At 66.4% G+C, this 19,175-nt stretch carries 21 protein-coding genes; 5 read left to right on the top strand and 16 right to left on the bottom strand.

The window, feature by feature from the left end; all coding sequences use genetic code 11:
• Positions 1-6 precede the first annotated feature (6 nt).
• The 3 genes from AB4Z16_RS08915 to AB4Z16_RS08905 form a co-directional block, all read right to left on the bottom strand.
• Entirely contained in the window at positions 7-879 is an 873-nt protein-coding gene (locus tag AB4Z16_RS08915) for a branched-chain amino acid aminotransferase (RefSeq protein WP_441468778.1), read from the bottom strand.
• Between the two features lie 126 nt (positions 880-1,005).
• Positions 1,006-1,323: an AzlD family protein gene (locus tag AB4Z16_RS08910; RefSeq protein ID WP_441510976.1), complete on the bottom strand. Its 318-nt coding sequence runs from the start codon at positions 1,321-1,323 to the stop codon at positions 1,006-1,008.
• On the bottom strand, positions 1,310-2,023 hold the full coding sequence (locus AB4Z16_RS08905) for an AzlC family ABC transporter permease (protein WP_441510975.1): 714 nt from the start codon (positions 2,021-2,023) through the stop codon (positions 1,310-1,312). The genes AB4Z16_RS08910 and AB4Z16_RS08905 overlap by 14 nt, the downstream gene beginning before the upstream one ends.
• Positions 2,024-2,149: 126 nt before the next feature.
• On the opposite strand from AB4Z16_RS08905, the gene AB4Z16_RS08900 reads away from it, so the two are divergent.
• Entirely contained in the window at positions 2,150-2,767 is a 618-nt protein-coding gene (locus AB4Z16_RS08900; RefSeq protein ID WP_441510974.1) for a 4'-phosphopantetheinyl transferase family protein, read from the top strand.
• 3 nt (positions 2,768-2,770) lie between these two features.
• On the opposite strand, the gene AB4Z16_RS08895 is transcribed toward AB4Z16_RS08900, so the two are convergent.
• The 7 genes from AB4Z16_RS08895 to pheS form a co-directional block, all read right to left on the bottom strand.
• Positions 2,771-3,511, bottom strand: a complete 741-nt coding sequence (locus tag AB4Z16_RS08895) for a TerC family protein (RefSeq protein WP_441510973.1) — start codon at positions 3,509-3,511, stop codon at positions 2,771-2,773.
• Between the two features lie 21 nt (positions 3,512-3,532).
• Complete coding sequence (locus AB4Z16_RS08890) at positions 3,533-4,237, bottom strand: TerC family protein (protein ID WP_441510972.1); 705 nt, start codon at positions 4,235-4,237, stop codon at positions 3,533-3,535.
• 88 nt (positions 4,238-4,325) lie between these two features.
• Positions 4,326-5,402, bottom strand: coding sequence for a tartrate dehydrogenase (locus AB4Z16_RS08885; protein WP_441510971.1), 1,077 nt, complete (start codon positions 5,400-5,402; stop codon positions 4,326-4,328).
• Complete coding sequence (locus tag AB4Z16_RS08880) at positions 5,399-6,310, bottom strand: alpha/beta fold hydrolase (RefSeq protein ID WP_441510970.1); 912 nt, start codon at positions 6,308-6,310, stop codon at positions 5,399-5,401. The genes AB4Z16_RS08885 and AB4Z16_RS08880 overlap by 4 nt, the downstream gene beginning before the upstream one ends.
• 189 nt (positions 6,311-6,499) lie before the next feature.
• Positions 6,500-8,923: a phenylalanine--tRNA ligase subunit beta gene (pheT, locus tag AB4Z16_RS08875; RefSeq protein ID WP_441510969.1), complete on the bottom strand. Its 2,424-nt coding sequence runs from the start codon at positions 8,921-8,923 to the stop codon at positions 6,500-6,502.
• Positions 8,924-8,949: 26 nt separating this feature from the next.
• Positions 8,950-10,131 (bottom strand): ceramide glucosyltransferase, encoded by a 1,182-nt coding sequence (locus AB4Z16_RS08870; RefSeq protein ID WP_441510968.1) that lies wholly within the window; start codon positions 10,129-10,131, stop codon positions 8,950-8,952.
• A gap of 28 nt (positions 10,132-10,159) precedes the next feature.
• Positions 10,160-11,242 (bottom strand): phenylalanine--tRNA ligase subunit alpha, encoded by a 1,083-nt coding sequence (gene pheS / locus AB4Z16_RS08865; RefSeq protein ID WP_441510967.1) that lies wholly within the window; start codon positions 11,240-11,242, stop codon positions 10,160-10,162.
• Positions 11,243-11,354: 112 nt separating this feature from the next.
• Between pheS and AB4Z16_RS08860 the strand changes: the two genes are divergently transcribed.
• Positions 11,355-12,131 carry an LOG family protein gene (locus AB4Z16_RS08860; RefSeq protein ID WP_441511189.1) on the top strand — a complete coding sequence of 259 codons (777 nt, stop codon included), beginning with the start codon at positions 11,355-11,357 and terminating at the stop codon, positions 12,129-12,131.
• A 60-nt stretch (positions 12,132-12,191) separates the two neighbouring features.
• Here the strand turns inward: AB4Z16_RS08860 and rplT are convergent, their stop codons facing one another.
• Both rplT and rpmI read right to left on the bottom strand, forming a co-directional pair.
• On the bottom strand, positions 12,192-12,566 hold the full coding sequence (rplT, locus tag AB4Z16_RS08855; RefSeq protein WP_265052281.1) for a 50S ribosomal protein L20: 375 nt from the start codon (positions 12,564-12,566) through the stop codon (positions 12,192-12,194).
• Positions 12,567-12,594: 28 nt separating this feature from the next.
• Positions 12,595-12,795, bottom strand: coding sequence for a 50S ribosomal protein L35 (rpmI, locus tag AB4Z16_RS08850; protein WP_066718776.1), 201 nt, complete (start codon positions 12,793-12,795; stop codon positions 12,595-12,597).
• A gap of 270 nt (positions 12,796-13,065) precedes the next feature.
• On the opposite strand from rpmI, the gene AB4Z16_RS08845 reads away from it, so the two are divergent.
• Entirely contained in the window at positions 13,066-14,091 is a 1,026-nt protein-coding gene (locus AB4Z16_RS08845; RefSeq protein ID WP_441510966.1) for an amino acid ABC transporter substrate-binding protein, read from the top strand.
• A gap of 24 nt (positions 14,092-14,115) precedes the next feature.
• On the opposite strand, the gene AB4Z16_RS08840 is transcribed toward AB4Z16_RS08845, so the two are convergent.
• The gene (locus tag AB4Z16_RS08840) at positions 14,116-15,324 is read right to left on the bottom strand and encodes an MFS transporter (protein WP_441510965.1); all 1,209 of its coding nucleotides are present in this window, start codon (positions 15,322-15,324) and stop codon (positions 14,116-14,118) included.
• Between the two features lie 101 nt (positions 15,325-15,425).
• Here AB4Z16_RS08840 and AB4Z16_RS08835 point away from each other — a divergent pair, with 101 nt between their 5' ends.
• Complete coding sequence (locus AB4Z16_RS08835; protein ID WP_441510964.1) at positions 15,426-16,022, top strand: TetR/AcrR family transcriptional regulator; 597 nt, start codon at positions 15,426-15,428, stop codon at positions 16,020-16,022.
• Between the two features lie 60 nt (positions 16,023-16,082).
• On the opposite strand, the gene infC is transcribed toward AB4Z16_RS08835, so the two are convergent.
• Positions 16,083-16,625 carry a translation initiation factor IF-3 gene (gene infC / locus AB4Z16_RS08830; protein ID WP_441468974.1) on the bottom strand — a complete coding sequence of 181 codons (543 nt, stop codon included), beginning with the start codon at positions 16,623-16,625 and terminating at the stop codon, positions 16,083-16,085.
• A gap of 117 nt (positions 16,626-16,742) precedes the next feature.
• Complete coding sequence (locus AB4Z16_RS08825) at positions 16,743-17,960, bottom strand: glycosyltransferase family 4 protein (protein WP_441510963.1); 1,218 nt, start codon at positions 17,958-17,960, stop codon at positions 16,743-16,745.
• A 107-nt stretch (positions 17,961-18,067) separates the two neighbouring features.
• On the opposite strand from AB4Z16_RS08825, the gene AB4Z16_RS08820 reads away from it, so the two are divergent.
• Entirely contained in the window at positions 18,068-18,844 is a 777-nt protein-coding gene (locus tag AB4Z16_RS08820; RefSeq protein WP_441510962.1) for an alpha/beta hydrolase, read from the top strand.
• Between the two features lie 21 nt (positions 18,845-18,865).
• On the opposite strand, the gene AB4Z16_RS08815 is transcribed toward AB4Z16_RS08820, so the two are convergent.
• Positions 18,866-19,132: a BQ00720 family protein gene (locus AB4Z16_RS08815; protein ID WP_441510961.1), complete on the bottom strand. Its 267-nt coding sequence runs from the start codon at positions 19,130-19,132 to the stop codon at positions 18,866-18,868.
• Between the last annotated feature and the right edge of the window lie 43 nt (positions 19,133-19,175).

Genomic DNA, 19,175 nt, shown 5'->3' with positions numbered 1-19,175 from the left:
GCCTTCTCAGGCGGCCTTGGCCTTGCTGTGCGCGAAGTCCATGTAGAGCTCGCGGGCGCGGCGGAAGAGCGGGCCGGGCTGGAGCGTGCGGTTGTCGATGCGCGTCACCGGCATGCACTTCGAATAGTTGCCCGACATGAAGATCTCGTCGGCCTGCTCGAAATCCTCGTAGCGCAGGCTGCACTCCTCGACCGGCACGCCGCTCTCGCGCATCAGCTTGATGACGCGCTGGCGGGTGATGCCGTTCAGGAAGGTGCCGTTCGGCACCGGGGTCTTCACCACGCCGTCCTTGGCGAGGAAGATGTTCGAGGTCGCGGTCTCCGCGACATGGCCGAGCATGTCGAGCACCAGCGCATTGTCGAAGCCGGCGGCCTTCGCGGCCTTCAGCACGCGGGCGTTGTTCGGATAGAGGCAGCCCGCCTTGGAATCGGTCGGCGCGGTCTCGTAGCTCGGGCGGCGATAGATGCCCTTGGTCACCGAGAAGCCGGCGGTCGGCTGCGGCATCGCCGCCTCGAACAGGCAGAGCGCGAACTGGGTCGATTCCGGATCGGGCATGATGGTGGACGGGCCGTCGGCCTCGGCCCAGTACATCGGCTTGACGTAAAGCGCGGTGCCGGGGGCGAATTTCTTGGCGCCTTCATACATCTTCTCGACGATGAAGTCCGGGGTGACCGTGGGGTTCAGGCCGAGCGCCAGCGCCGAGCGGTTCACGCGGGCGGCGTGCAGATCGATATCGGGCGCGACGCCGTCGAAATAGCGGCCGCCGTCGAAGACCGAGGAGCTCTGCCACAGCACATGGCTGCGCGGACCGACGAGGCCGGGGTTGCCCTCATGCCAGGCGCCATCGAACCAGGTCCACGTCTGAGAATACCATGCCATGACGGCGCTCCATTTTAGCTGATTTTACTGTGACGCACCGTCCTCCCCCCGCCCTTCGTCGTCAACATGCGCCGGTGCATATCGGGATGACGTGATGTGATGGAAGCAATCGGCGCGGGTGATGGATCAGAAGCCGAACGCGCGCAGGGCGGAGATCGCGGCCATGCCGGTCAGCAGCGCCAGCAACTCGCTGCGCCGCAGGATCATGGTGCCGATCGCGACCAGCAAGGCAACGGCCGCGGCCGCCCCGAGGCGCTCGATCAGCGGCAGCACGGTCGCGACAACGATCGAGCCGGGCAGCGCTGCGAGCCCGCGCCGGACATGCGGCGTCAGCGGGATGAAGCTCATCAGGACGACGCCGGCGATGCGGCAGAGATAGGTCGCGATCGCCATCGCGCCGATGGCGAGGACGGCGCCCCAGGTTCCGGGATCAGGCAGCGTCATCGCGGAACGCTCCCGTGACGGCGCCGGCGAGCGAGCCGACGATGATGAAGGCATAGCCGTCGACGAGCTTGGCCGTGACCAGCGCGACGAGGCCGGCGACGACCCAAGGCACCATGCCGCGCCGGCCACGCCAGAGCGGCACGATCATCGCGGCGAAGAAGATCGGCATGACGAGGTCGATGCCGTAACGGCGCGGATCGCTCACCAGCGCGCCGAGCATGTAGCCTCCGCCCGTCGCCACGACCCAGACCAGCCAGAGCGCAAGTCCAGCCCCGACGAGCACGCCGAGATCGCGCCCGCCCTCGGCCTGGTAGCGTGTGCCTATCAGCCAGTTGGCATCGGTGAAGAAGAACAGGTGGAAGGCGTTGAGCGCCTTGGGGTACTTCGCGAACCAGGGCTGGAGGGACGCGCCCTGCAGCACCATGCGCGCATTGACCGTCGCCGTGACTACGGCAACGCCGACGATGGCGCCCCAGCTCCATTCGGGGCGCCAGAGCTCCAGCGACACCAACTGCGCGACGCCGGCATAGACGAAGGCGCTCATCGACAGCGTCTCGAGCATGGAAAGTCCCTTCGCCGCCGCGGCCGCTCCGAAGGCGACCGCAAAGACGACGATGCCCGGCATCAGCACGGACACCTTGCGTATGCCCAGCACCATGCCGGTGCCCGTGATCGGGGCCCTCTGGGCAGTCGGTTCCATGTTCTGATCTGGCGGCATCGCCCTCCAAAAGGGGAAACACCCAGCGCTCGTCAACGCGCATCACCGGGACGGGCGCATGAATGGCGCGCAGAACGCGACAGCATGCGGCGGTGCCGGTAGAGTCGAATGATGCTCTGGCTCGATTCCGCCGACAGCGCGGCCCCTGCCCTCCCGGCCGTCTGGCTGATCCCAACGGGGGCAAGCCCGCGTAACCTGGCGGAGCGCTCCGAGCTGAGACGTGGAACGGCGCGGCGTTTGCTGGCCCGACAGCTCGGCTGCACGGAAGAGGATGTCGCCATAGCGCATGACCCGGCCGGGCGACCGCTGCTCGGCCTGCCCGCGGCATCGGGGATCGAGCTTTCTGTCGCGACGCGGGCGGGCATTGTTGCTATCGCGCTGGCGCGTCAGCCGGTCGGCGTCGATGTCGAGCGCATCGAAGCGCCGACCGCTCCGCCGCTCGATGTGCTGCATGCCGACGAGCGCAAGCGCCTCGCAGCGATGCCCCTCGCCCTGCGCCCACTCGCCTTCGCGCAGATCTGGGCGGCGAAGGAAGCCTATGTGAAAGCACTCGGCGTCGGCTTCCGGCGAGCGCCGGAGAGCTTTGCGGTATCGCTCCTGTCGGAAACAGCCTTTCGCGTGGACGACCCGTCGCACCCGACACAAGCGCGCGGGCACCTGCGCACCATGAAAAACGGCGGCCAGGAAATCCTGGCCGCCGCAGCAATTGTCCTCGACGGAGGCTGAAGCTCAGCCCGGCTGATCGACCGGCTTGCGCTTCAGCACATAGGCGACGACGCAGACGAAGAGCGCGCCGATGACGGCAGCCGCATAGTGCGGCAGGTTTGCCGGGCCGATGCCGATGGGGCTGACATCGGTCGAAACCGGCTTCACCCAATCCGGCCAGTTCACCTGCAGCCACTGCAGCACCGCAATATCGCCAAGGATCATCTCGCCAGCGATCCAGCCGAGCAGCGCGGCACCGAGCCAGATCAGGATCGGGAAACGCTCGATGATCGAGGTCAGGAGCTGCGCGCCCATGATGATCAGCGGGATCGAGAGCAGCAGGCCGAAGATGAACAGCTCGGCATGTCCGCGCGACGCCGCCGCAATGGCGATGACGTTGTCGAGGCTCATCACGGCGTCTGCGATGGCGATGGTGCGGACGGCTTTCCAAAGGCTCTCGCTCGCCTCGATTTTACCGTGCGATTCCTCCTCGCCGACCGCCAGCTTGATCGCAATCCAGAACAGCAGGACGCCGCCGATCACCTTCAGATAGGGCACGCCGAGCAGATAGGTCACCACCAGCGCGAAGATGATGCGCAGGCCGACGGCCGCACCGGCGCCGAGCCAGATACCGACCTTCTTGCGGTTCTCCGGCAGCGAACGGCAGGCGAGCGCGATCACGACCGCATTGTCGCCGGAGAGCAGCAAATCGATCCAGATGATCTGCAGCAGCGATATCCAGAAGGTGGAGGAGGAAAAATCCATCGGTCAGAGTGCCTCTTTTCGTCAGTGAGCCGGATCGGGCCGGCGCGATTTGATGAAGTAGCCGAGACCGACCACGAGCAAAGCGCCCAGGATCGCGGCCGGATATTCGAGCTTGTGCAGCAACTCCGCGCCGAACCGCTCGACCAGCCAAGGATCGCTCTCGAACATCTCGCCCGCGACCCAGCCCAGCAGCGCAGCGCCGGCCCAGACGAGGATCGGAAAGCGGCTCAGGAGATTGGTGATGAGCGATGCGCCGAGCACGATCAGCGGGATCGAGATGATCAGCCCGGCGACGAGCAGCGGGATCGAATCCTTGGCGACGGCGGCGATGGCCAGCACGTTGTCGAGGCTCATGACGATGTCGGCGATGGCGACGGTCTGCACCGCCTTCCAGAGCTTGCTGCTGGCGGCGACGGAGTTCTCGTCCTGCCCCTCGTCCTCGACGATAAGCTTCACCGCGATCCAGATCAGCAGCCCCGCGCCGATGATGCGCAGGAAGGGCGCGTTCAGCAGCGAGGCGATCAGTACCGTGAAGACGACGCGCAGCACGACCGCGACGCCCGCGCCGAGCGCGATCCCCTTGGTCCGCTGCGCCGGCGCCAGTGCGCGGCAGGCGAGTGCGATCACGACCGCATTGTCGCCCGAGAGCACGATGTTGAGGGCGATGATTTCGGCAAGCTTACCCCACATCCGGGGGTCGACGATGGAAATCGACGAAATATCCATGAGCTCAAATCCGTTCTCAGCCACATGACCCCGGTCGAAGCGGCCGGGGCTCGTCTTGTTGCAACCTGACGTCCCTGTTCGTCGCCGATCAGAGAGCCTGTTCGACCGCCCGGCCGGCGGCCTCCGTTCCAAGCGATCCGCCGAGATCACGCGTGCGGGTGCGGGCATCGCCCAGCGCCCGCTCGATCGCGGCCTCGATCGCCTGCGCCGCCTCGCGCTCGCCGAGATGGTCGAGCATCATCGCGCCCGACCAGATCATGCCGACCGGGTTGGCGATGCCCTGGCCCGCGATATCCGGCGCCGAGCCGTGGACCGGCTCGAACAGCGAGGGATGATCGCCCGTCGGGTTGATGTTGCCGGAAGGCGCGATGCCGATCGTGCCCGTGCAGGCCGGCCCGAGATCGGAGAGGATGTCGCCGAAGAGATTGGAAGCGACGACCACGTCGAAGCGGTCCGGGTTCAGCACGAAATGCGCGGTCAGGATGTCGATATGATACTGATCGACCGCGACATCCGGATAGCTCTTGGCCATTTCCTTCACCCGCTCGTCCCAATAGGGCATGGTGATCGAGATGCCGTTCGACTTGGTGGCCGAGGTCAGCTTCCTGCGCGGCCGGCGCTGCGCCAGCTCGAAGGCGTATTTCAGCACGCGGTCGACGCCGACGCGGCTCATCACCGTCTCCTGGATGACGATCTCGCGCTCGGTGCCGGCATACATGCGGCCGCCGACCGAGGAGTATTCGCCTTCGGTATTCTCGCGCACGACGAAGAAGTCGATGTCGCCGGGCTTGCGGCCCACCAGCGGCCCGGGAACGCCCGGCATCAGGCGCACGGGGCGCAGGTTGACGTATTGGTCGAACTCGCGCCGGAACAGCAGCAGCGAACCCCAAAGTGAGATGTGGTCCGGCACCTGCTGGGGCATGCCGACCGCGCCGAAATAGATGGCGTCGTGACCGCCGATCTTCTCCTTCCAGTCGTCCGGCAACATCTTGCCGTGCTTGGCGTAGTAATCGCAGGAGGAGAAATCGAACTCGTCGAGCCGCAGCTCGAAGCCGAACTTCTTGGAAGCGGCCTCCAGCACGCGCAGGCCCTCGGGCATGACTTCCTTGCCGATGCCGTCGCCGGGGATGACGGCGATGCGATAGACGCGATTGGTCCCGCTCATGATGCTGCTCCGAAAAAGGCCTTGAATTCCGCGGCAACGAGGTCGGGGACCTCTTCCGCGAGGTAGTGCCCGCCCGGGAGGGCGCGGCCGCGCACATCCTGCGCACGCTCGCGCCACAAGGCCAGAGGGTCGAAGCACTTGCCGATAATGCCGTTGGCGCCCCAGAGCGCGAGCAGCGGCTGCGTCAGTTTGCGGCCCTCGTCCTCGTCGTCATGGCGGATGTCGACAGTCGCGGCGGCGCGGTAATCCTCGCAGGAGCCGTGGATCGTCGCCGGGTCGGCGAAGCAGCGCAGGTAGTGGGCAAGCGCCTCCGGCGCGAAGGGCGTCATCCCGGCCGAGCCCGAGCCGCATTTCTTGCGCCAGTAAGCCTCCGGATCGGCGCCGATCATCCGCTCCGGGAAGGGGGCCGGCTGGATCAGGAAGAACCAGTGCCAATAGGCGCGGGCGAAGGCGTCCGTCGTATGTGCGTACATCTCGCGCGTCGGCGCGATGTCGAGCGTCGCGAGGCGGATGACGCGCTCGGCATGGTCGAGCGCGAGGCGATGCGTGACCCGCGCCCCGCGATCATGGGCCCCGACGAAGAAGCTGTGATGGCCGAGAGCCGTCATCACCTCCGCCATGTCCCGCGCCATGGCGCGCTTGGAATAAGGGGTGTGCTCGGTGTCGGTCTTCGGCTTCTCGCTGTCGCCATAGCCGCGCAAATCGGCGCAGACGAGTGTGAAGCTCCCTCTCAGCCGCTCCGCCACCTTGTGCCAGAGCGCGTGAGTCTGCGGATAGCCGTGCAGCAGCAGAAGCGGCGGCCCCTCCCCGCCGGTGCGCACACGGATGCGCGCGCCCGACGTCTCGACGTCGAGCAGGCGAAAACCGGGAAACAGATTGTCCGCAACGGGACGTTCGGTGAGGCTCATAGGACCGTGGCGATGCAAGAATGCGCCAGCCGATACCCTGAAAGCTCACGGATTGCTTTGGCGGATTATTACATAATCCTGATCAATGGTGGCGCATGCGTCATTCTCGGGCGGAGCGAAGCGCAAACCCCAGAATCTCTGGCAGGAGATGCTCGGGTCAAGCCCGAGCATGACGTGCGCGCCGGACTATCAGCCCCTGAGCGTCGCGCTATAGCGCTTGGCCATCTCCGCAACGATCTTGGCGCCGACCGCCTCGATCTCCGCCTCGGTCAGGGTCTTTTCGGTCGGCTGCAACGTCACCGCGAGCGCGACCGACTTCTTGCCGGCTTCGACACCCGGCCCCTCATAGAGATCGAAGACGCCGACATTGGCGATCAGCGCGCGGTCGGCGCCCTGCGCCGTCCTGGCCATGTCGCCGGCCGCCACCGCCTTGTCGACAATGAAGGCGAAGTCGCGCGTCACCGGCTGGAAGTCGGAAAGAGCGAGCTTCGGCTTGACTTTGGTCGGCTTGTACTTGGGCAGCGGCAGCGCATCGAGATGGATCTCGAAGGCGACAAGCGGCCCCTTGACGTCGAGCGCCTTGAGGATGCGGGGATGGACCTCGCCGAAGGCACCGACGATGCCCTTCGGGCCGAATTGCAGCGTGGCCGAGCGACCGGGATGAGCCCAGGCCGGGCCGCCCGCAACAATCTGCAAACCGCCGGTCGCGATGCCAAGACCGGAGAGCAGGCCGAGGACATCGGCCTTGACGTCGAAGACGTCGACGGGTTTGGCGCCGCCATCCCAATGGCGGCCGACGCCGTCGAGGCGGGCGGTGCCGCGACGCAGCCCGGTCGCCGCGATGAGCTGGCCTTCCGGCTCATCGCTCTTGAAGACCTGCCCGACCTCGAACAGGGCGACATCGGGGAAGCCGCGATCGGCGTTGGCCTGCGCCGCCCGGATCAGGCCCGGCAGCAGAGAGGGGCGCATATCGGAGAGATCCGCGGCGATCGGATTGGCGAGGGCGAGCTTGGGCGAGCCGCCACCGAAGAGCTTGGCCTCGTCATGCGAGATGAAGGACCACGTCACGGCCTCGACGAGACCGCGCGCCGCAAGCGTACGCTTGGCGATGCGCGTGCGCTTCTGCAGCACGGTCAGCACCGGCTTGACGACCTCGCCCTTGATACGCGGCAGCGGCGTCGAGGCGACGCGGTCGAGACCGGCGATCCGGACGATCTCCTCGACGAGATCGGCCTTGCCTCCGACATCGCCGCGCCAGGACGGCGGAGCGACCTTGACGCGGTCACCCGCGCCCGAGACGTGGAAGCCGAGCGAGGTTAGCGCCAGCTCCATCTCGACTTGGGGCAGATCGAGCCCGGTCAGGCGCTTGACCTCGGACCAGGGGAATTCGATGGCGGCCGTGCTGGCGGGCAGTTCGCCGACGAATTCCATCTCGGAGGCTTCGCCGCCGCAGAGCTCGATCACCATCGCGGTCGCGAGATCGAGGCCGGGTCGCGCGAAATCGGGATCGACGCCGCGCTCGAAACGGTAGCGCGCATCCGAGTTGATGCCGAGCGCGCGACCGGAGCGGGCGACGTTGAGCGGGTCCCAGAGCGCGCTCTCGATCAGCACGTCGGTGGTGCCCTCGCTGCTGCCCGAGGCCTCGCCGCCCATGATGCCCGCAAGCGACTCGACGCCATGCTCGTCGGCGATCACGACCTGCTCGTCGGTGAGTGTGTAGGTCTTGCCGTCGAGAGCGAGGATCGTCTCACCCGCCTTGGCGCGGCGCACGGTGAGATTGCCCGTAACCTTGGCTGCGTCGAAGACGTGGAGCGGCCGGTTGCGGTCGAGCGTCATGAAATTGGTGATGTCGACCAGCGCATTGATCGGACGCAGACCGACGGCCCGCAGCCGCGCCTGCAGCCAATCCGGCGACGGGCCGTTCTTCACGCCGCGCACGAGACGCAGGGCGAAGGCCGGGCAGAGCTTGCGGTCCTCGTCGGCGAAATCGAGCGTGACCTTGACCGGGCACGGGAAAGAGCCGCCCACCGGCTGGATGGCTTGCGTCTTGAGCTTGCCGAGGCCGGCGGCTGCCAGGTCGCGCGCGATACCGGCGACGCCCAGCGCATCGGCGCGGTTCGGCGTCACGGCGATCTCGATCACGGCGTCGTCGAGCCCGGCATAGGCCGCATAGGGCTGGCCGACCGGCGCGTCGGCCGGCAGCTCGATGATGCCGTCATGATCCTCGGAGAGCTCTAGTTCCGCTTCCGAGACCAGCATGCCGTTCGATTCGATGCCGCGGATCACGCCCTTGCCGAGCGTGACCTTCTTGCCGGGGATGTAGCTGCCCGGCGGCGAGAACACGCCCTTCATGCCGGTGCGGGCATTCGGCGCGCCGCACACCACCTGCACCGGTTCGCCGGTGCCGGTGTCGACCATGCAAACGCGCAGGCGATCCGCGTTCGGATGCTGCTTCGCCTCGATGACATAGGCGATGGTGAAGGCCGAGAGCGCGGCGGCGCGATCCTCGATCGCCTCGACCTCAAGACCGATGCGGGTGAGGGTTTCGGCGATCTCGGCAACGGAGGCGTCGGTGTCGAGGTGCTCTTTGAGCCAGGAAATCGTGAATTTCATCGCGCTATCGGGTCAGTATCTTCGGATCAGTCGGAAATCTTCGCGTTCGCCGCCGAAAGCTTCGGGGCCGTATCGTTGAGCTCGTTGGCGCCGTCGGCACGGATCTTCATCGCGTTGCCGCGCCAGCTCACCTCGCCACCGACGAAGGCATAGGCCCAGACGCCGGGGAAGGCGATGTCGCGCGCGAGCATGGCGATCGGCGTGCGCCAGTTCAGGAACCAGCCGACGCTCGCCGACAGAATGATGTCGCCGGCATACCAGAGCAGCAGCACCAGCAGCGGCGGCGCCCAGAATGGCAAGCCCACGGCGGAGGCACCAAAGGCCGCCAGCACGGCCGCAAGGAACGGTGTGGAGAGAAGCTCCAGCATGAAGAAGGGCAGGAAGGTGACGCGCCTCAACCGTGCCCAGCGGAACTGCCGCTGCACCGCATCCGCGAGACGACGTGGGCCAAGCGGCTGCTCGAAGGGTTGCCCGACGAGATGGACGCGCCTGCCTGCCGCGCGCACCAGCTTGGTGGAAGCGGCATCCTCGGCAATCTCGGCGCCGAGCGCGGCGATGCCGCCATTCGCATCGAGGAAGGGCTTGTTCCAGAGCATCGACTTGCCCTGCGCGAAGCCGAGCCCCAGCGCTTCGCCGACATATTGCCAGCGCGCCTGGAATGCGTTGAGGAAGGCGCATTCGACCTCGGCGCCGAAGCTTTGTGGCCGGGAACCCGCCGGCGTCGAGCAGACGAGGCCGGTATCGGACCGCCAGGCGGCGAGCATGCGCTGGATATAGTCCTTCGGCATCAGCACGTTGGAATCGGCGAGGATGACCCAGTCGGTCGTCGCCTCTTCCCAGCCGCGCACGCAGTTGTTGAGCTTGGGATTGGCGCTGACGGGGACGTCGCCGACGATCAGCCGGACCTTCTCGGTGCCATAGATGCCGATCAGCTCCTCGATCAGCGGGATGATCGGATCATGCGCGTCGGCGACGCAGAAGATCGTGCTGTAGCGGGGATAGTCGAGCTCCAGGCCGGAGACCGCCGTCTCGCGGCTGAAGGCCTCGATGCCGCGCACCGGCCTGACGATCGTGACCGGCGGCAGCTCGGCGAGCAGGGCGGAGCGCTGCATGGGCCAACGCAGGCGCCACAGCGCGATCGCCTGGCTCGCCAGGTTCGTCGCGCTCAGCAGCCCGGCAAACAGCGCCGCCCAGCCTGCAGGCGTCATCGCGCCCTCCCCTGCCCCGCCAGCAGCATCATGAGGAGAGGCCGCCCGTCAGCGTCGGCAGGTCGAGCGGGCGGAAGCCGTAATGGGCGAGCCAGCGCACATCCGCCTCGAAGAAGGGGCGCAGGTCCGCCATGCCGTATTTCAGCATCGCGATGCGGTCGATGCCCATGCCCCAGGCGAAGCCCTGATAGACTTCGGGATCGAGCCCGCAATTGCGCAGCACGTTCGGGTGGACCATGCCGCAGCCGAGAATCTCCAGCCAGTCGTCACCCTCGCCGAAGCGGATCTCGCCGCCCTTGCGCGAGCACTGGATGTCGACCTCCATCGAAGGCTCGGTGAAGGGGAAGAAGGACGGGCGGAAGCGCATCTTCACGTCGTCGATCTCGAAGAACGACTTGCAGAACTCTTCCAATATCCACTTCAGGTGGCCGAGATGGGCCGACTTGTCGATGACGAGCCCCTCGACCTGATGGAACATCGGCGTGTGGGTCTGGTCGGAATCGTTGCGATAGGTCCTGCCCGGGCAGATCACGCGGATCGGCGGCTGCTGCGCCAGCATGGTGCGGACCTGCACCGGCGAGGTGTGAGTGCGCAGCAACTTGCGCTCGCCATTGGCGTCAGGCTCGAAGAAGAAAGTGTCGTGCATCTCGCGGGCGGGGTGACCGACCGGGAAGTTCAGCTTGGTGAAGTTGAGGTCGTCGGTCTCGACATCCGGCCCTTCGGCGATGGCGAAGCCCATATCGCCGAAGATCGCGGTGATCTCGTCGATGACCTGGCTGATCGGATGGATACGGCCCCGCGCCTCCGGGCCGTCCTGCACCGGCAGCGACACGTCGACGCGCTCTGAGGCCAGTCTGGCCTCCAGCGCCGCCTCGCCCAGCGCCTCCTTGCGGGCGGCGATCGCGCCCTGCACGCGGTCGCGCAGGCCGTTGATCAGCGGCCCCTTTTCCTTGCGCTCATCCGGCGTCATCGCGCCGAGAGTCTTGAGCAGCGCCGAGATCGAGCCCGATTTGCCGAGCGCGGCAATCCGCACATCCTCGACGGCGGCTTCGTCGGCGGCGGTGTCGATCGCAACGAGGACGTCGCGTTCCAGGGTGGCGATATCGGTCATGAACGGGTCGCAAGCGTTGAAGGCGTGGGAACGGCGCGTTCTAGCGGGAACGGTCGGCATATGCCAGAGCGAAGCGACGCTTTGCCGAACCGGTCGAACTTGGCCGGTGCCGATGCAGGAGGATGCCTTGCCCGACAACACCCATCAGAAGGAAGCGCCGTCCTACCGGCTCGCCGCGCTCGACCCGGATTTCATCCTGGGCGATTCGACCCGCGGCGTGCGCTTCATGCTGGAGTACCAGAAGGCGGAAGATCATCTGAGGGCGCGCGGGGTCGTCTCGACCATCGTCGTCTTCGGCTCGGCGCGGGTGCGCGAGGGCAATCCCTGGTACGAAGCGGCAAGGCAATTCGGCCGCATCGCGTCCGAACGGGGCGGCGCGCTGCTGGATGGCGAGGCCGGACGCCATCACGTCATCGCAACGGGCGGCGGACCCGGCATCATGGAAGCGGCCAATCGCGGCGCCACCGAAGCAGGCGCCATCTCGATCGGCTTCAACATTACCCTGCCGCATGAGCAGGAGCCGAATGCCTGGTCGACACCCGACCTGACCTTCCTCTTCCACTACTTCGCGATGCGCAAAATGCATCTCGCCATGCGCGCCGCCGCCCTGGTGGTCTTCCCCGGCGGCTTCGGCACGCTCGACGAGCTGTTCGAGATCATGACGCTGGTGCAGACGGGCAAGATGGCCCCAGTGCCGATCGTGCTCTACGATTCCGGTTACTGGCAGGGCCTGCTCAACCTCGACCGGATGGAGGCCGCCGGCTTCATCCGCCCGGAGGATCTGAAGCTGTTCAGTTACGCCGACACGCCCGAGCGGGCATATGACCGCATCGTCGAGGGCGCAGGCGAAGGCTGGAACCCGCCTGGCAACGGCAGCGTGCAGACTTGAATTCAAAGAAAAAGGCCGGCGTCACCGCCGGCCTTTTCCAATTCAGCGATGCCAGTCCGCTCAGGCGGCCTTGGCTTCGGCGCCCAGCGCGCCCTTGACGGTCTCGACCACGGCCGTGAACGAGGCCACGTCGTCGATCGCCATCGCGGACAGGGTCTTGCGGTCGAGCTCGATGCCGGCCTTGATCAGGCCGCCGATGAAGACCGAATAGGTCAGGCCGTGCTCACGCACCGCAGCGTTGAGACGCTGGATCCAGAGAGCGCGGAACGAGCGCTTCTTGTTCTTGCGGTCGCGATACGCGTACTGCATCGAGCGATCGACGGCCGCCTTGGCGGCGCGGATCGTATTCTTGCGGCGGCCATAGAAGCCCTTGGCGGCCTTCAGCGTCTTCTTGTGCTTGGCGTGGGCAGTAACGCCCCGTTTCACGCGAGCCATGTCATGATCTCCGGAATGTCAGGTGGCGTCAGCCGTTGGGGAGGAAGTACTTCTTCACGTTGGCAGCGTCGCCCTCGAAGAGGGTCGTCGTGCCGCGGTGATTGCGGATCTGCTTGTTGGTCCGCTTGATCATCCCGTGACGCTTGCCGGCCTGGGCGTAGAGCACCTTGCCGGTACCGGTGATCTTGAACCGCTTCTTGGCGGCCGATTTAGTCTTGATCTTGGGCATTTCAGCTCCTCAATGGTCGCGGCATCGCGCTTTTTTGAACGCGTCGCCAATGTCTTGCTTTCAGGAAGCAAAGCACGACCGCCACGGCAGCCCTTATCAGCCGGGCGATCGAAGGCCGGCCCTATCGCAGAAAAGTGCCGTTCTGGCAAGTGCGAAGCCGGCAATGCCGAGCGAGGCTGCCGATAAAAACAGCAGCCATCCGCGCACTTCCTTCAGACGCCTGTCACAACGTAAGGTCAACAGGCGCGTTCCGCATCTGGAGAATCCCCCGTGAAGAAGCTTCTGCTCAGCCTCGCCGCAGGCCTCGCCCTGACGGCAGCAGCCTGTGCCCCTGCGCTTGCCCAATCGACCCTCGATAAGATCAAGGCGCGCGGCAACATCATCTGCGGCACCAGCGAAGGCGTGCCGGGCTTCTCCCTGCAGGACAAGAACGGCATCTGGCGCGGCTTCGACACCGATGTCTGCCGGGCGCTGGCCGCGGCGATCTTCAACGACCAGGACAAGGCGAGCTATCTCTCGCTCTCGAGCAAGAACCGCCTCGTCGCGCTGCAATCGGGCGAGATCGACGTGCTCGCCCGCACCACGACCTGGTCGCTCGGCCGCGACATCGGCCAGGGCGTCAGCTTCACCGCCATCAACTATTATGACGGCCAGGGCTTCATCGTCCGCAAGAAGCTCGGCGTGAACACGGTGAAGGACCTGAACGGCGCCTCGGTCTGCGTCGCGCAGGGCACGACCACGGAGCTGAACCTCGCCGATTACGGCCGCACCCACGGCATCAAGTTCGAGACCGTCGCCTTCGCAACCCTGGAGGATACAGTGCAGGCCTATGAGGCCGGCCGCTGCGACGCCTATACCACCGATCTCTCCGCACTCGCCGGCACGCGCGGCAGGCTGAAGGATCCCGACGAGCACATGCTCCTTCAGGAGGTCATCTCCAAGGAGCCGCTTGGCCCCTGGGTTCGCAAGAACGACCCGGCCTGGTTCGATCTCGTGCGCTGGACCGTGTTCGCGACGATCAATGCCGAGGAACTCGGCGTCACCCAGGCCAATGTCGAAGAGCTGGCGAAGACCTCGCAGAACCCGGAAATCCGCCGCATGCTCGGCGCCGAGGGCAAGTTCGGCGAGGGTCTCGGCCTGACCAATGACTGGGTGGTGCGCATCATCAAGGCCGTCGGCAATTACGGCGAGAGCTTCGACCGCCATTTCGGCCCGAAGACCAGCAACCCGCTGCCGCGCGGCGTCAACAAGCTGTGGACGCAGGGCGGCCTGCAATACGGCCCGCCGATCCGCTGACCTGCCGACAAGCGGGCCGGCCGATCAGGCCGGCTCGCAAACCGCCGTCTCCTTCCATTCGCCCAGCAGCCGGCTGTAGCCGGCGAGCGTGACGAGCAGCGCGACGGCCCCGGCCGCGACCGAGATCCAGAAGCCGCTGCGGGCGCCGAAAGCATCGATCAGAGCGCCGGCGGCCGAGGCGCCGAAGGCCATGCCGATGCCGATGCCCGTGATGCCCCAGGTCATGCCCTCGGTGAGCTGGCGCGGCGGCACCAGCCGCTCGATCAGCCCCATGGCGATGATGATCGTAGGCGAGACGGCCGCGCCGGCCATGAAGAAGACCAGAGCCAGAGAGGTCAGGCCGGTCACCGCCAGCAAAGGCAGAGTGGTCGCCGCCGCGAGCGCTATGGCAGCGACGAACTGGGTAGCGAGCGACGCCCTCAGCCTGAGCGCCCCGAAGACCAGGCCGACGATGAGAGAGCCAGCCGCGTAAATCGCCAGCACCACGCTCGCCATCGCCTTCTGCCCCTGCGCCTCGGCGAAAGCGACGGCGGTGATCTCGGCCGTACCGAAGATCGCGCCGACCGCAATCATCGCGAGCACCACGACCCGCACACCGCCGAGCCGGATGACCGAGGCATCCATCCCCACGGAGTCGGCACGGACAGGCGGCTCGGTACGGCGCTGGGCGCAGAGCAGCGGCACGCCGACGATCAGGAAGATCATGGCGGCGAGCGGCCCGGCCTCGGGAAAAAGGCTGACGCTGAGCCCGATCGCCACGATCGGGCCGACCATGAAGATGACCTCGTCGACCACCGATTCGAAGGCGAAGGCGGTGCGCAGCTGCGGTGTATCCCGGTAGAACTCCGTCCAGCGTGCCCTGACCATCGCGCCGATGCTCGGCATCAGCCCGGAGAGCAGCGCGAAGACAAAGAGCAGCCAGCTCGGCGCGCCCGCCCAGGTCGCGAGGATGAGGCCGCTCAGCGCAAGCACAGCGGCAGTCGCAGCCGGCATCAGCACGCGGCGCTGGCCATAGCGATCGACGAGGCGCGAGACCTGCGGCGTGATCAGCGCGCTCGCGAGCGCGAAGGTCGCGGCGACGGCACCGGCGATGGCATATTCGCCGCGCCGCTCCGACAGCATCGTCACGATGCCGAGGCCGACCATCGAGGCTGGCAGGCGTGCAACGAAGCCGGCGGACGAAAAAGCGAGGGCGCCGGGCACCCGGAAGATCTCACGGTAGGGATTAGGCATGATTGTCCCGAAGGAAGCGGACATACGCCGCGTATGCGAATGGATAATTGCATGCATCTCGTATGTCAATTAACGTACGAGACGTATGTGAAAGGGAAATGATGGCTCGCAGGCTTCGCGCCGACATGATCGCGGAAACCCGCGCCAGCCTGATCGCCGCCGCACGCGAGGCGTTCGGCACGGTCGGCTATGCGGCTGCGTCGATGGATGATCTGACCGCTGCGGCGGGGCTCACCCGCGGCGCGCTCTATCATCATTTCGGCGACAAGAAGGGCCTGTTCGCCGCCGTCCTCGACCAGATCGATGCCGAGATGACGGTGCGGCTGCGTGCCGTCTCGGCTAAGGCGCAGGATCGCTGGACCGGCTTTCGCGACGAATGCGCAGCCTATCTCGCCATGGCCCGCGAACCGGAAATCCAGCAGATCGTGCTGCGCGACGGGCCCGCCGTCCTCGGCGATCCCTGGAACTGGCCGATCCAGAACGACTGCATCCGCATGATGACGCACGGGCTCGGCGAGTTGGTGGCCGAAGGCGTGCTGGCCCCGCTTGATCCGGAGGCCATCGCGCGGCTGATCGTCGGCGCGACCCAGCATGCGGCGCAATGGATCGCGCATGCACCCGAACCCGAATCCGCCCTGCTGGCGGCGACCGACGCCTTCAACGCCATGCTCGACGGGCTTCTGCTCAAGCCCGCATGAAAAAGGGCGCCAGAGGCGCCCTTTTTCCGCATTCTGAACAGAAACGCGCCCGGTCACGCCTCAGCGCGGCGCGAGCACCATCACCATCTGGCGGCCTTCGAGCTGCCAGTCGCTCTCGACCTTGGCGATCTCGACGAGATCGGCCTTGACGCGCTCGAGCACCTTCACGCCGAGATCCTGATGCGCCATCTCGCGGCCGCGGAAGCGCAGGGTGACCTTCACCTTGTCGCCTTCCTCGAAGAAGCCCTGCATGGCCTTCATCTTCACATCGTAATCGTGCTTGTCGATGCCGGGCCGGAGCTTGATCTCCTTGATCTCGATGGTGCGCTGCTTCTTACGCGCCTCGGAAGCCTTCTTCTGCTCGAGAAAGCGGAAGCGGCCGTAATCAAGGATCTTGCAGACGGGCGGAACGGAATTCGGGGCGATCTCGACCAGATCGAGACCGGCATCCTCAGCGATCTTCAGCGCCTCGAAGAACGACACCACGCCACGGTTGGCGCCCGTGTCGTCGATCAGCTGTACCTCGCGAACTCCGCGGATATCACGGTTCGAGCGGGGGCCTTCCTTGGTCGGGGCCGGGGCAGCACGGTAAGGGCGACGAATGGGGTATTCTCCTGTATTTGGCGCAGTCCGCGCCGTTGATTCAGACACATTGCATAAAGAGGCGCGATGTCAATGCATGACACCGCTGCGACAGGCATTCGCCCGCGCCTTGACGCCTCAACGCTCCAGCAGCGCGCAATAGACGTCGAGGGTCTCGGTTACCATCGCTTCCAGCGAAAAATGCTTCTCGACATGCTCGCGCGCCCTCCTCGCCAGCGCATCGCGCGCGGAAGGCCGCAGCGACAGCGCTTCGGCGAGACCGGCCGCCAAAGCGGACGCATCGCCGGGCGGGACGCGCCACCCGGTGCGCTCGCCGGGAGTGACTTGCGGCGGGGCGAGCACCGTTTCGGGCACCGCACCGAGATCGGAGACCACGACGGGCGCGCCCATCGCCTGTGCCTCCACCGCGACGCGTCCGAAGGCTTCGGGCTCGGTCGATGGCACGGCGACGACCGCAGCCGAAAGCATCGCCGCCGGCATATCCGTGCAATGGCCGACACGCCGGACGCGGCCTTCCAGCCCGGCCTTGGCGATAAGCCCGTCGAGTTCCTTCACATAGCCGTCGCGCCCTTGGGCGTCGCCGGCGAGGATGAAGGCGGTATCGGTATCACCGCCGTCACGCATCAGGCGCGCAGCCTCGATCAGGACGCGCTGGCCCTTCCAGCCGGTCAGCCTGCCGGGCAGCAGCACGATGCGCTGATGCGGTTCGACGCCCCAGGCCTTGCGCAACGCCTGGATCCGATCCGCCCCAACCGCCGCCGGTGCAAAGGCCGAGAAATTGGTGCCGCGATTGACCACCCTGATCCGGTCCCGCGCCATCGGATGCTTCGAGAGAATCAGCTCAGCCGTGTAGCCGGAATTGGCGATGACGACATCACCGCGCGCCATCACCGAATTATAGAGCGTCTTCACCGCCGAGCGGCTGTTGTAGGAGCCGTGATAGGTGGTGACGAAGGGCAGTTTCAGGAGCCGCGCCGCGCCGAGCGCGACCCAGGCAGGGGCGCGCGAGCGGGCATGGATCAATTCCACCCCCTCCTGCCGGCAGAGCAGCAGGAGCTTACGAATGTTGAGCGCCATGGCGATCGGGTTCTTCGAGGCCGCGGGGAAAGGCAGCCAGACCCCGCCCTTGGCCTGCAGCTCGGCGACGAGACGCCCGCCCTCGGTCGCGACTAGCGCGCGGGCGCCCACATCGGTCAGCCCCTTGGCGATGTCGACCGCAGTCCGCTCGGCACCGCCCGCCTCGAGCTCCGGAATGATCTGCAGGATCGTCCGCCCCGCCAGCGGATGCGTTTCGGTGGAAGGCAGCGAAAGATGGGCACCCGGTTTGAAGGACATGCTCTCTTGGTCTGGACTTTCATTCGTTGGGGCGAATATGCCCCTATCGGAGAGCCGCCGCAGCCTTTAATCGCCGCGGCCGCGTGATTCGTCACAGGAGATTTGCCGTGGAGCGCCAGCCGCCGCAATGGCTCGAGGTCGGAGACGGCCCCACCGGGCGCCGCCTCGCCTATCTCATCCAGGACGGCACGGGAGCGCCCGTGGTCTGGCTCGGCGGCTTCCGGTCCGACATGCGCGCGACCAAGGCCGAGGCGCTGGCGGACTGGGCCCGCGACACGGGGAGAGCCTATCTGCGCTTCGACTATGGCGGGCATGGCGAGAGCGAAGGCGACTTCGCCGGCTTCACCCTGTCGGATTGGCTGGCGGACGCGCTTGCGGTCATCCAGACCCAATGCCGGCAGAGCCCGATCCTCGTGGGATCCTCGATGGGCGGCTGGATTGCCCTGCTCGCGGCGCGCCGCCTGTTCGGCACGCCGCTGCAACCCGCAGGCCTCGTGCTGATCGCGCCCGCCGTCGATTTCTCCGAGGAGCTGATGTGGGCACAGATGCCTGACGCCATCCGCCGGGAAATCCTCGACGAAGGCGTCTGGCACCGCCCTTCCGAGTATTCACCCGATCCGACACCGATCACCCGCGCCCTGATAGAGGACGGGCGCCGGCACCTGATGTTCGGCGGCGAGATCAAGGCCGGCTGCCCTGTCCATATCCTGCAGGGCATGCGCGATCCCGACGTGCCATGGCGCCAGGCGCTGAAGCTCGTCGAACATCTCAGCGGCGATCCGGTGGTGCTGACGCTGATCAAGGACGGCGATCACCGCCTGTCCATGCCGGACGATATTGTGAGGCTGCAATCGGCGGTCGCCGGGATGGCGACCGCGCCCTGAGCGGCAGGAGCCTGGTCAGCGTCAGTGAACGCTGACCATCTTCAGATCATGCTCCCAGGCATTGGCCGTCGCGGCCTCGCGCGAATCCGTGACGAGGATCGGCGCGCCGTCGGCCGAGAGCAAGGTGAAGAGCAGCAAGCCGGACTCGATCTTCGGAGCCTGCGGAAAGATCCGCATCAGCTCGTCAGAGGTCATCGACTTGACGTAGGCGACCTCGCCGGTGCCGAGCGCGGCGAATTCCGCAGGGGTCAGCGGGTCGGCCTGGATTAGGATTCTGTCCTGTTTCATCGCGCCCTCCTTCAGAGCAGTGCGAATGCGGTTCTGATACTGC

It is taken from the genome of Allobosea sp. TAF32, assembly GCF_052113585.1.
Lineage (GTDB): Bacteria > Pseudomonadota > Alphaproteobacteria > Rhizobiales > Beijerinckiaceae > Allobosea.
This window is presented reverse-complemented; position numbering and strand designations above follow the sequence as displayed.

Bases quoted from the DNA above. Each gene is read 5' to 3' on its own strand.
- AB4Z16_RS08905 (WP_441510975.1), bottom strand. From the start codon at position 2,023: ATGGAACCGACTGCCCAGAGGGCCCCGATCACGGGCACCGGCATGGTG.
- AB4Z16_RS08915 (WP_441468778.1), bottom strand. From the start codon at position 879: ATGGCATGGTATTCTCAGACGTGGACCTGGTTCGATGGCGCCTGGCAT.
- rpmI (WP_066718776.1), bottom strand. From the start codon at position 12,795: ATGCCCAAGATCAAGACTAAATCGGCCGCCAAGAAGCGGTTCAAGATC.
- AB4Z16_RS08895 (WP_441510973.1), bottom strand. From the start codon at position 3,511: ATGGATTTTTCCTCCTCCACCTTCTGGATATCGCTGCTGCAGATCATC.
- pheT (WP_441510969.1), bottom strand. From the start codon at position 8,923: ATGAAATTCACGATTTCCTGGCTCAAAGAGCACCTCGACACCGACGCC.
- pheS (WP_441510967.1), bottom strand. From the start codon at position 11,242: ATGACCGATATCGCCACCCTGGAACGCGACGTCCTCGTTGCGATCGAC.
- AB4Z16_RS08880 (WP_441510970.1), bottom strand. From the start codon at position 6,310: ATGAGCCTCACCGAACGTCCCGTTGCGGACAATCTGTTTCCCGGTTTT.
- AB4Z16_RS08870 (WP_441510968.1), bottom strand. From the start codon at position 10,131: ATGACGCCTGCAGGCTGGGCGGCGCTGTTTGCCGGGCTGCTGAGCGCG.
- AB4Z16_RS08835 (WP_441510964.1), top strand. From the start codon at position 15,426: ATGGCTCGCAGGCTTCGCGCCGACATGATCGCGGAAACCCGCGCCAGC.
- AB4Z16_RS08885 (WP_441510971.1), bottom strand. From the start codon at position 5,402: ATGAGCGGGACCAATCGCGTCTATCGCATCGCCGTCATCCCCGGCGAC.
- AB4Z16_RS08815 (WP_441510961.1), bottom strand. From the start codon at position 19,132: ATGAAACAGGACAGAATCCTAATCCAGGCCGACCCGCTGACCCCTGCG.
- AB4Z16_RS08900 (WP_441510974.1), top strand. From the start codon at position 2,150: ATGATGCTCTGGCTCGATTCCGCCGACAGCGCGGCCCCTGCCCTCCCG.
- AB4Z16_RS08860 (WP_441511189.1), top strand. From the start codon at position 11,355: ATGCAGGAGGATGCCTTGCCCGACAACACCCATCAGAAGGAAGCGCCG.
- AB4Z16_RS08910 (WP_441510976.1), bottom strand. From the start codon at position 1,323: ATGACGCTGCCTGATCCCGGAACCTGGGGCGCCGTCCTCGCCATCGGC.
- AB4Z16_RS08825 (WP_441510963.1), bottom strand. From the start codon at position 17,960: ATGTCCTTCAAACCGGGTGCCCATCTTTCGCTGCCTTCCACCGAAACG.
- rplT (WP_265052281.1), bottom strand. From the start codon at position 12,566: ATGGCTCGCGTGAAACGGGGCGTTACTGCCCACGCCAAGCACAAGAAG.
- AB4Z16_RS08840 (WP_441510965.1), bottom strand. From the start codon at position 15,324: ATGCCTAATCCCTACCGTGAGATCTTCCGGGTGCCCGGCGCCCTCGCT.
- AB4Z16_RS08890 (WP_441510972.1), bottom strand. From the start codon at position 4,237: ATGGATATTTCGTCGATTTCCATCGTCGACCCCCGGATGTGGGGTAAG.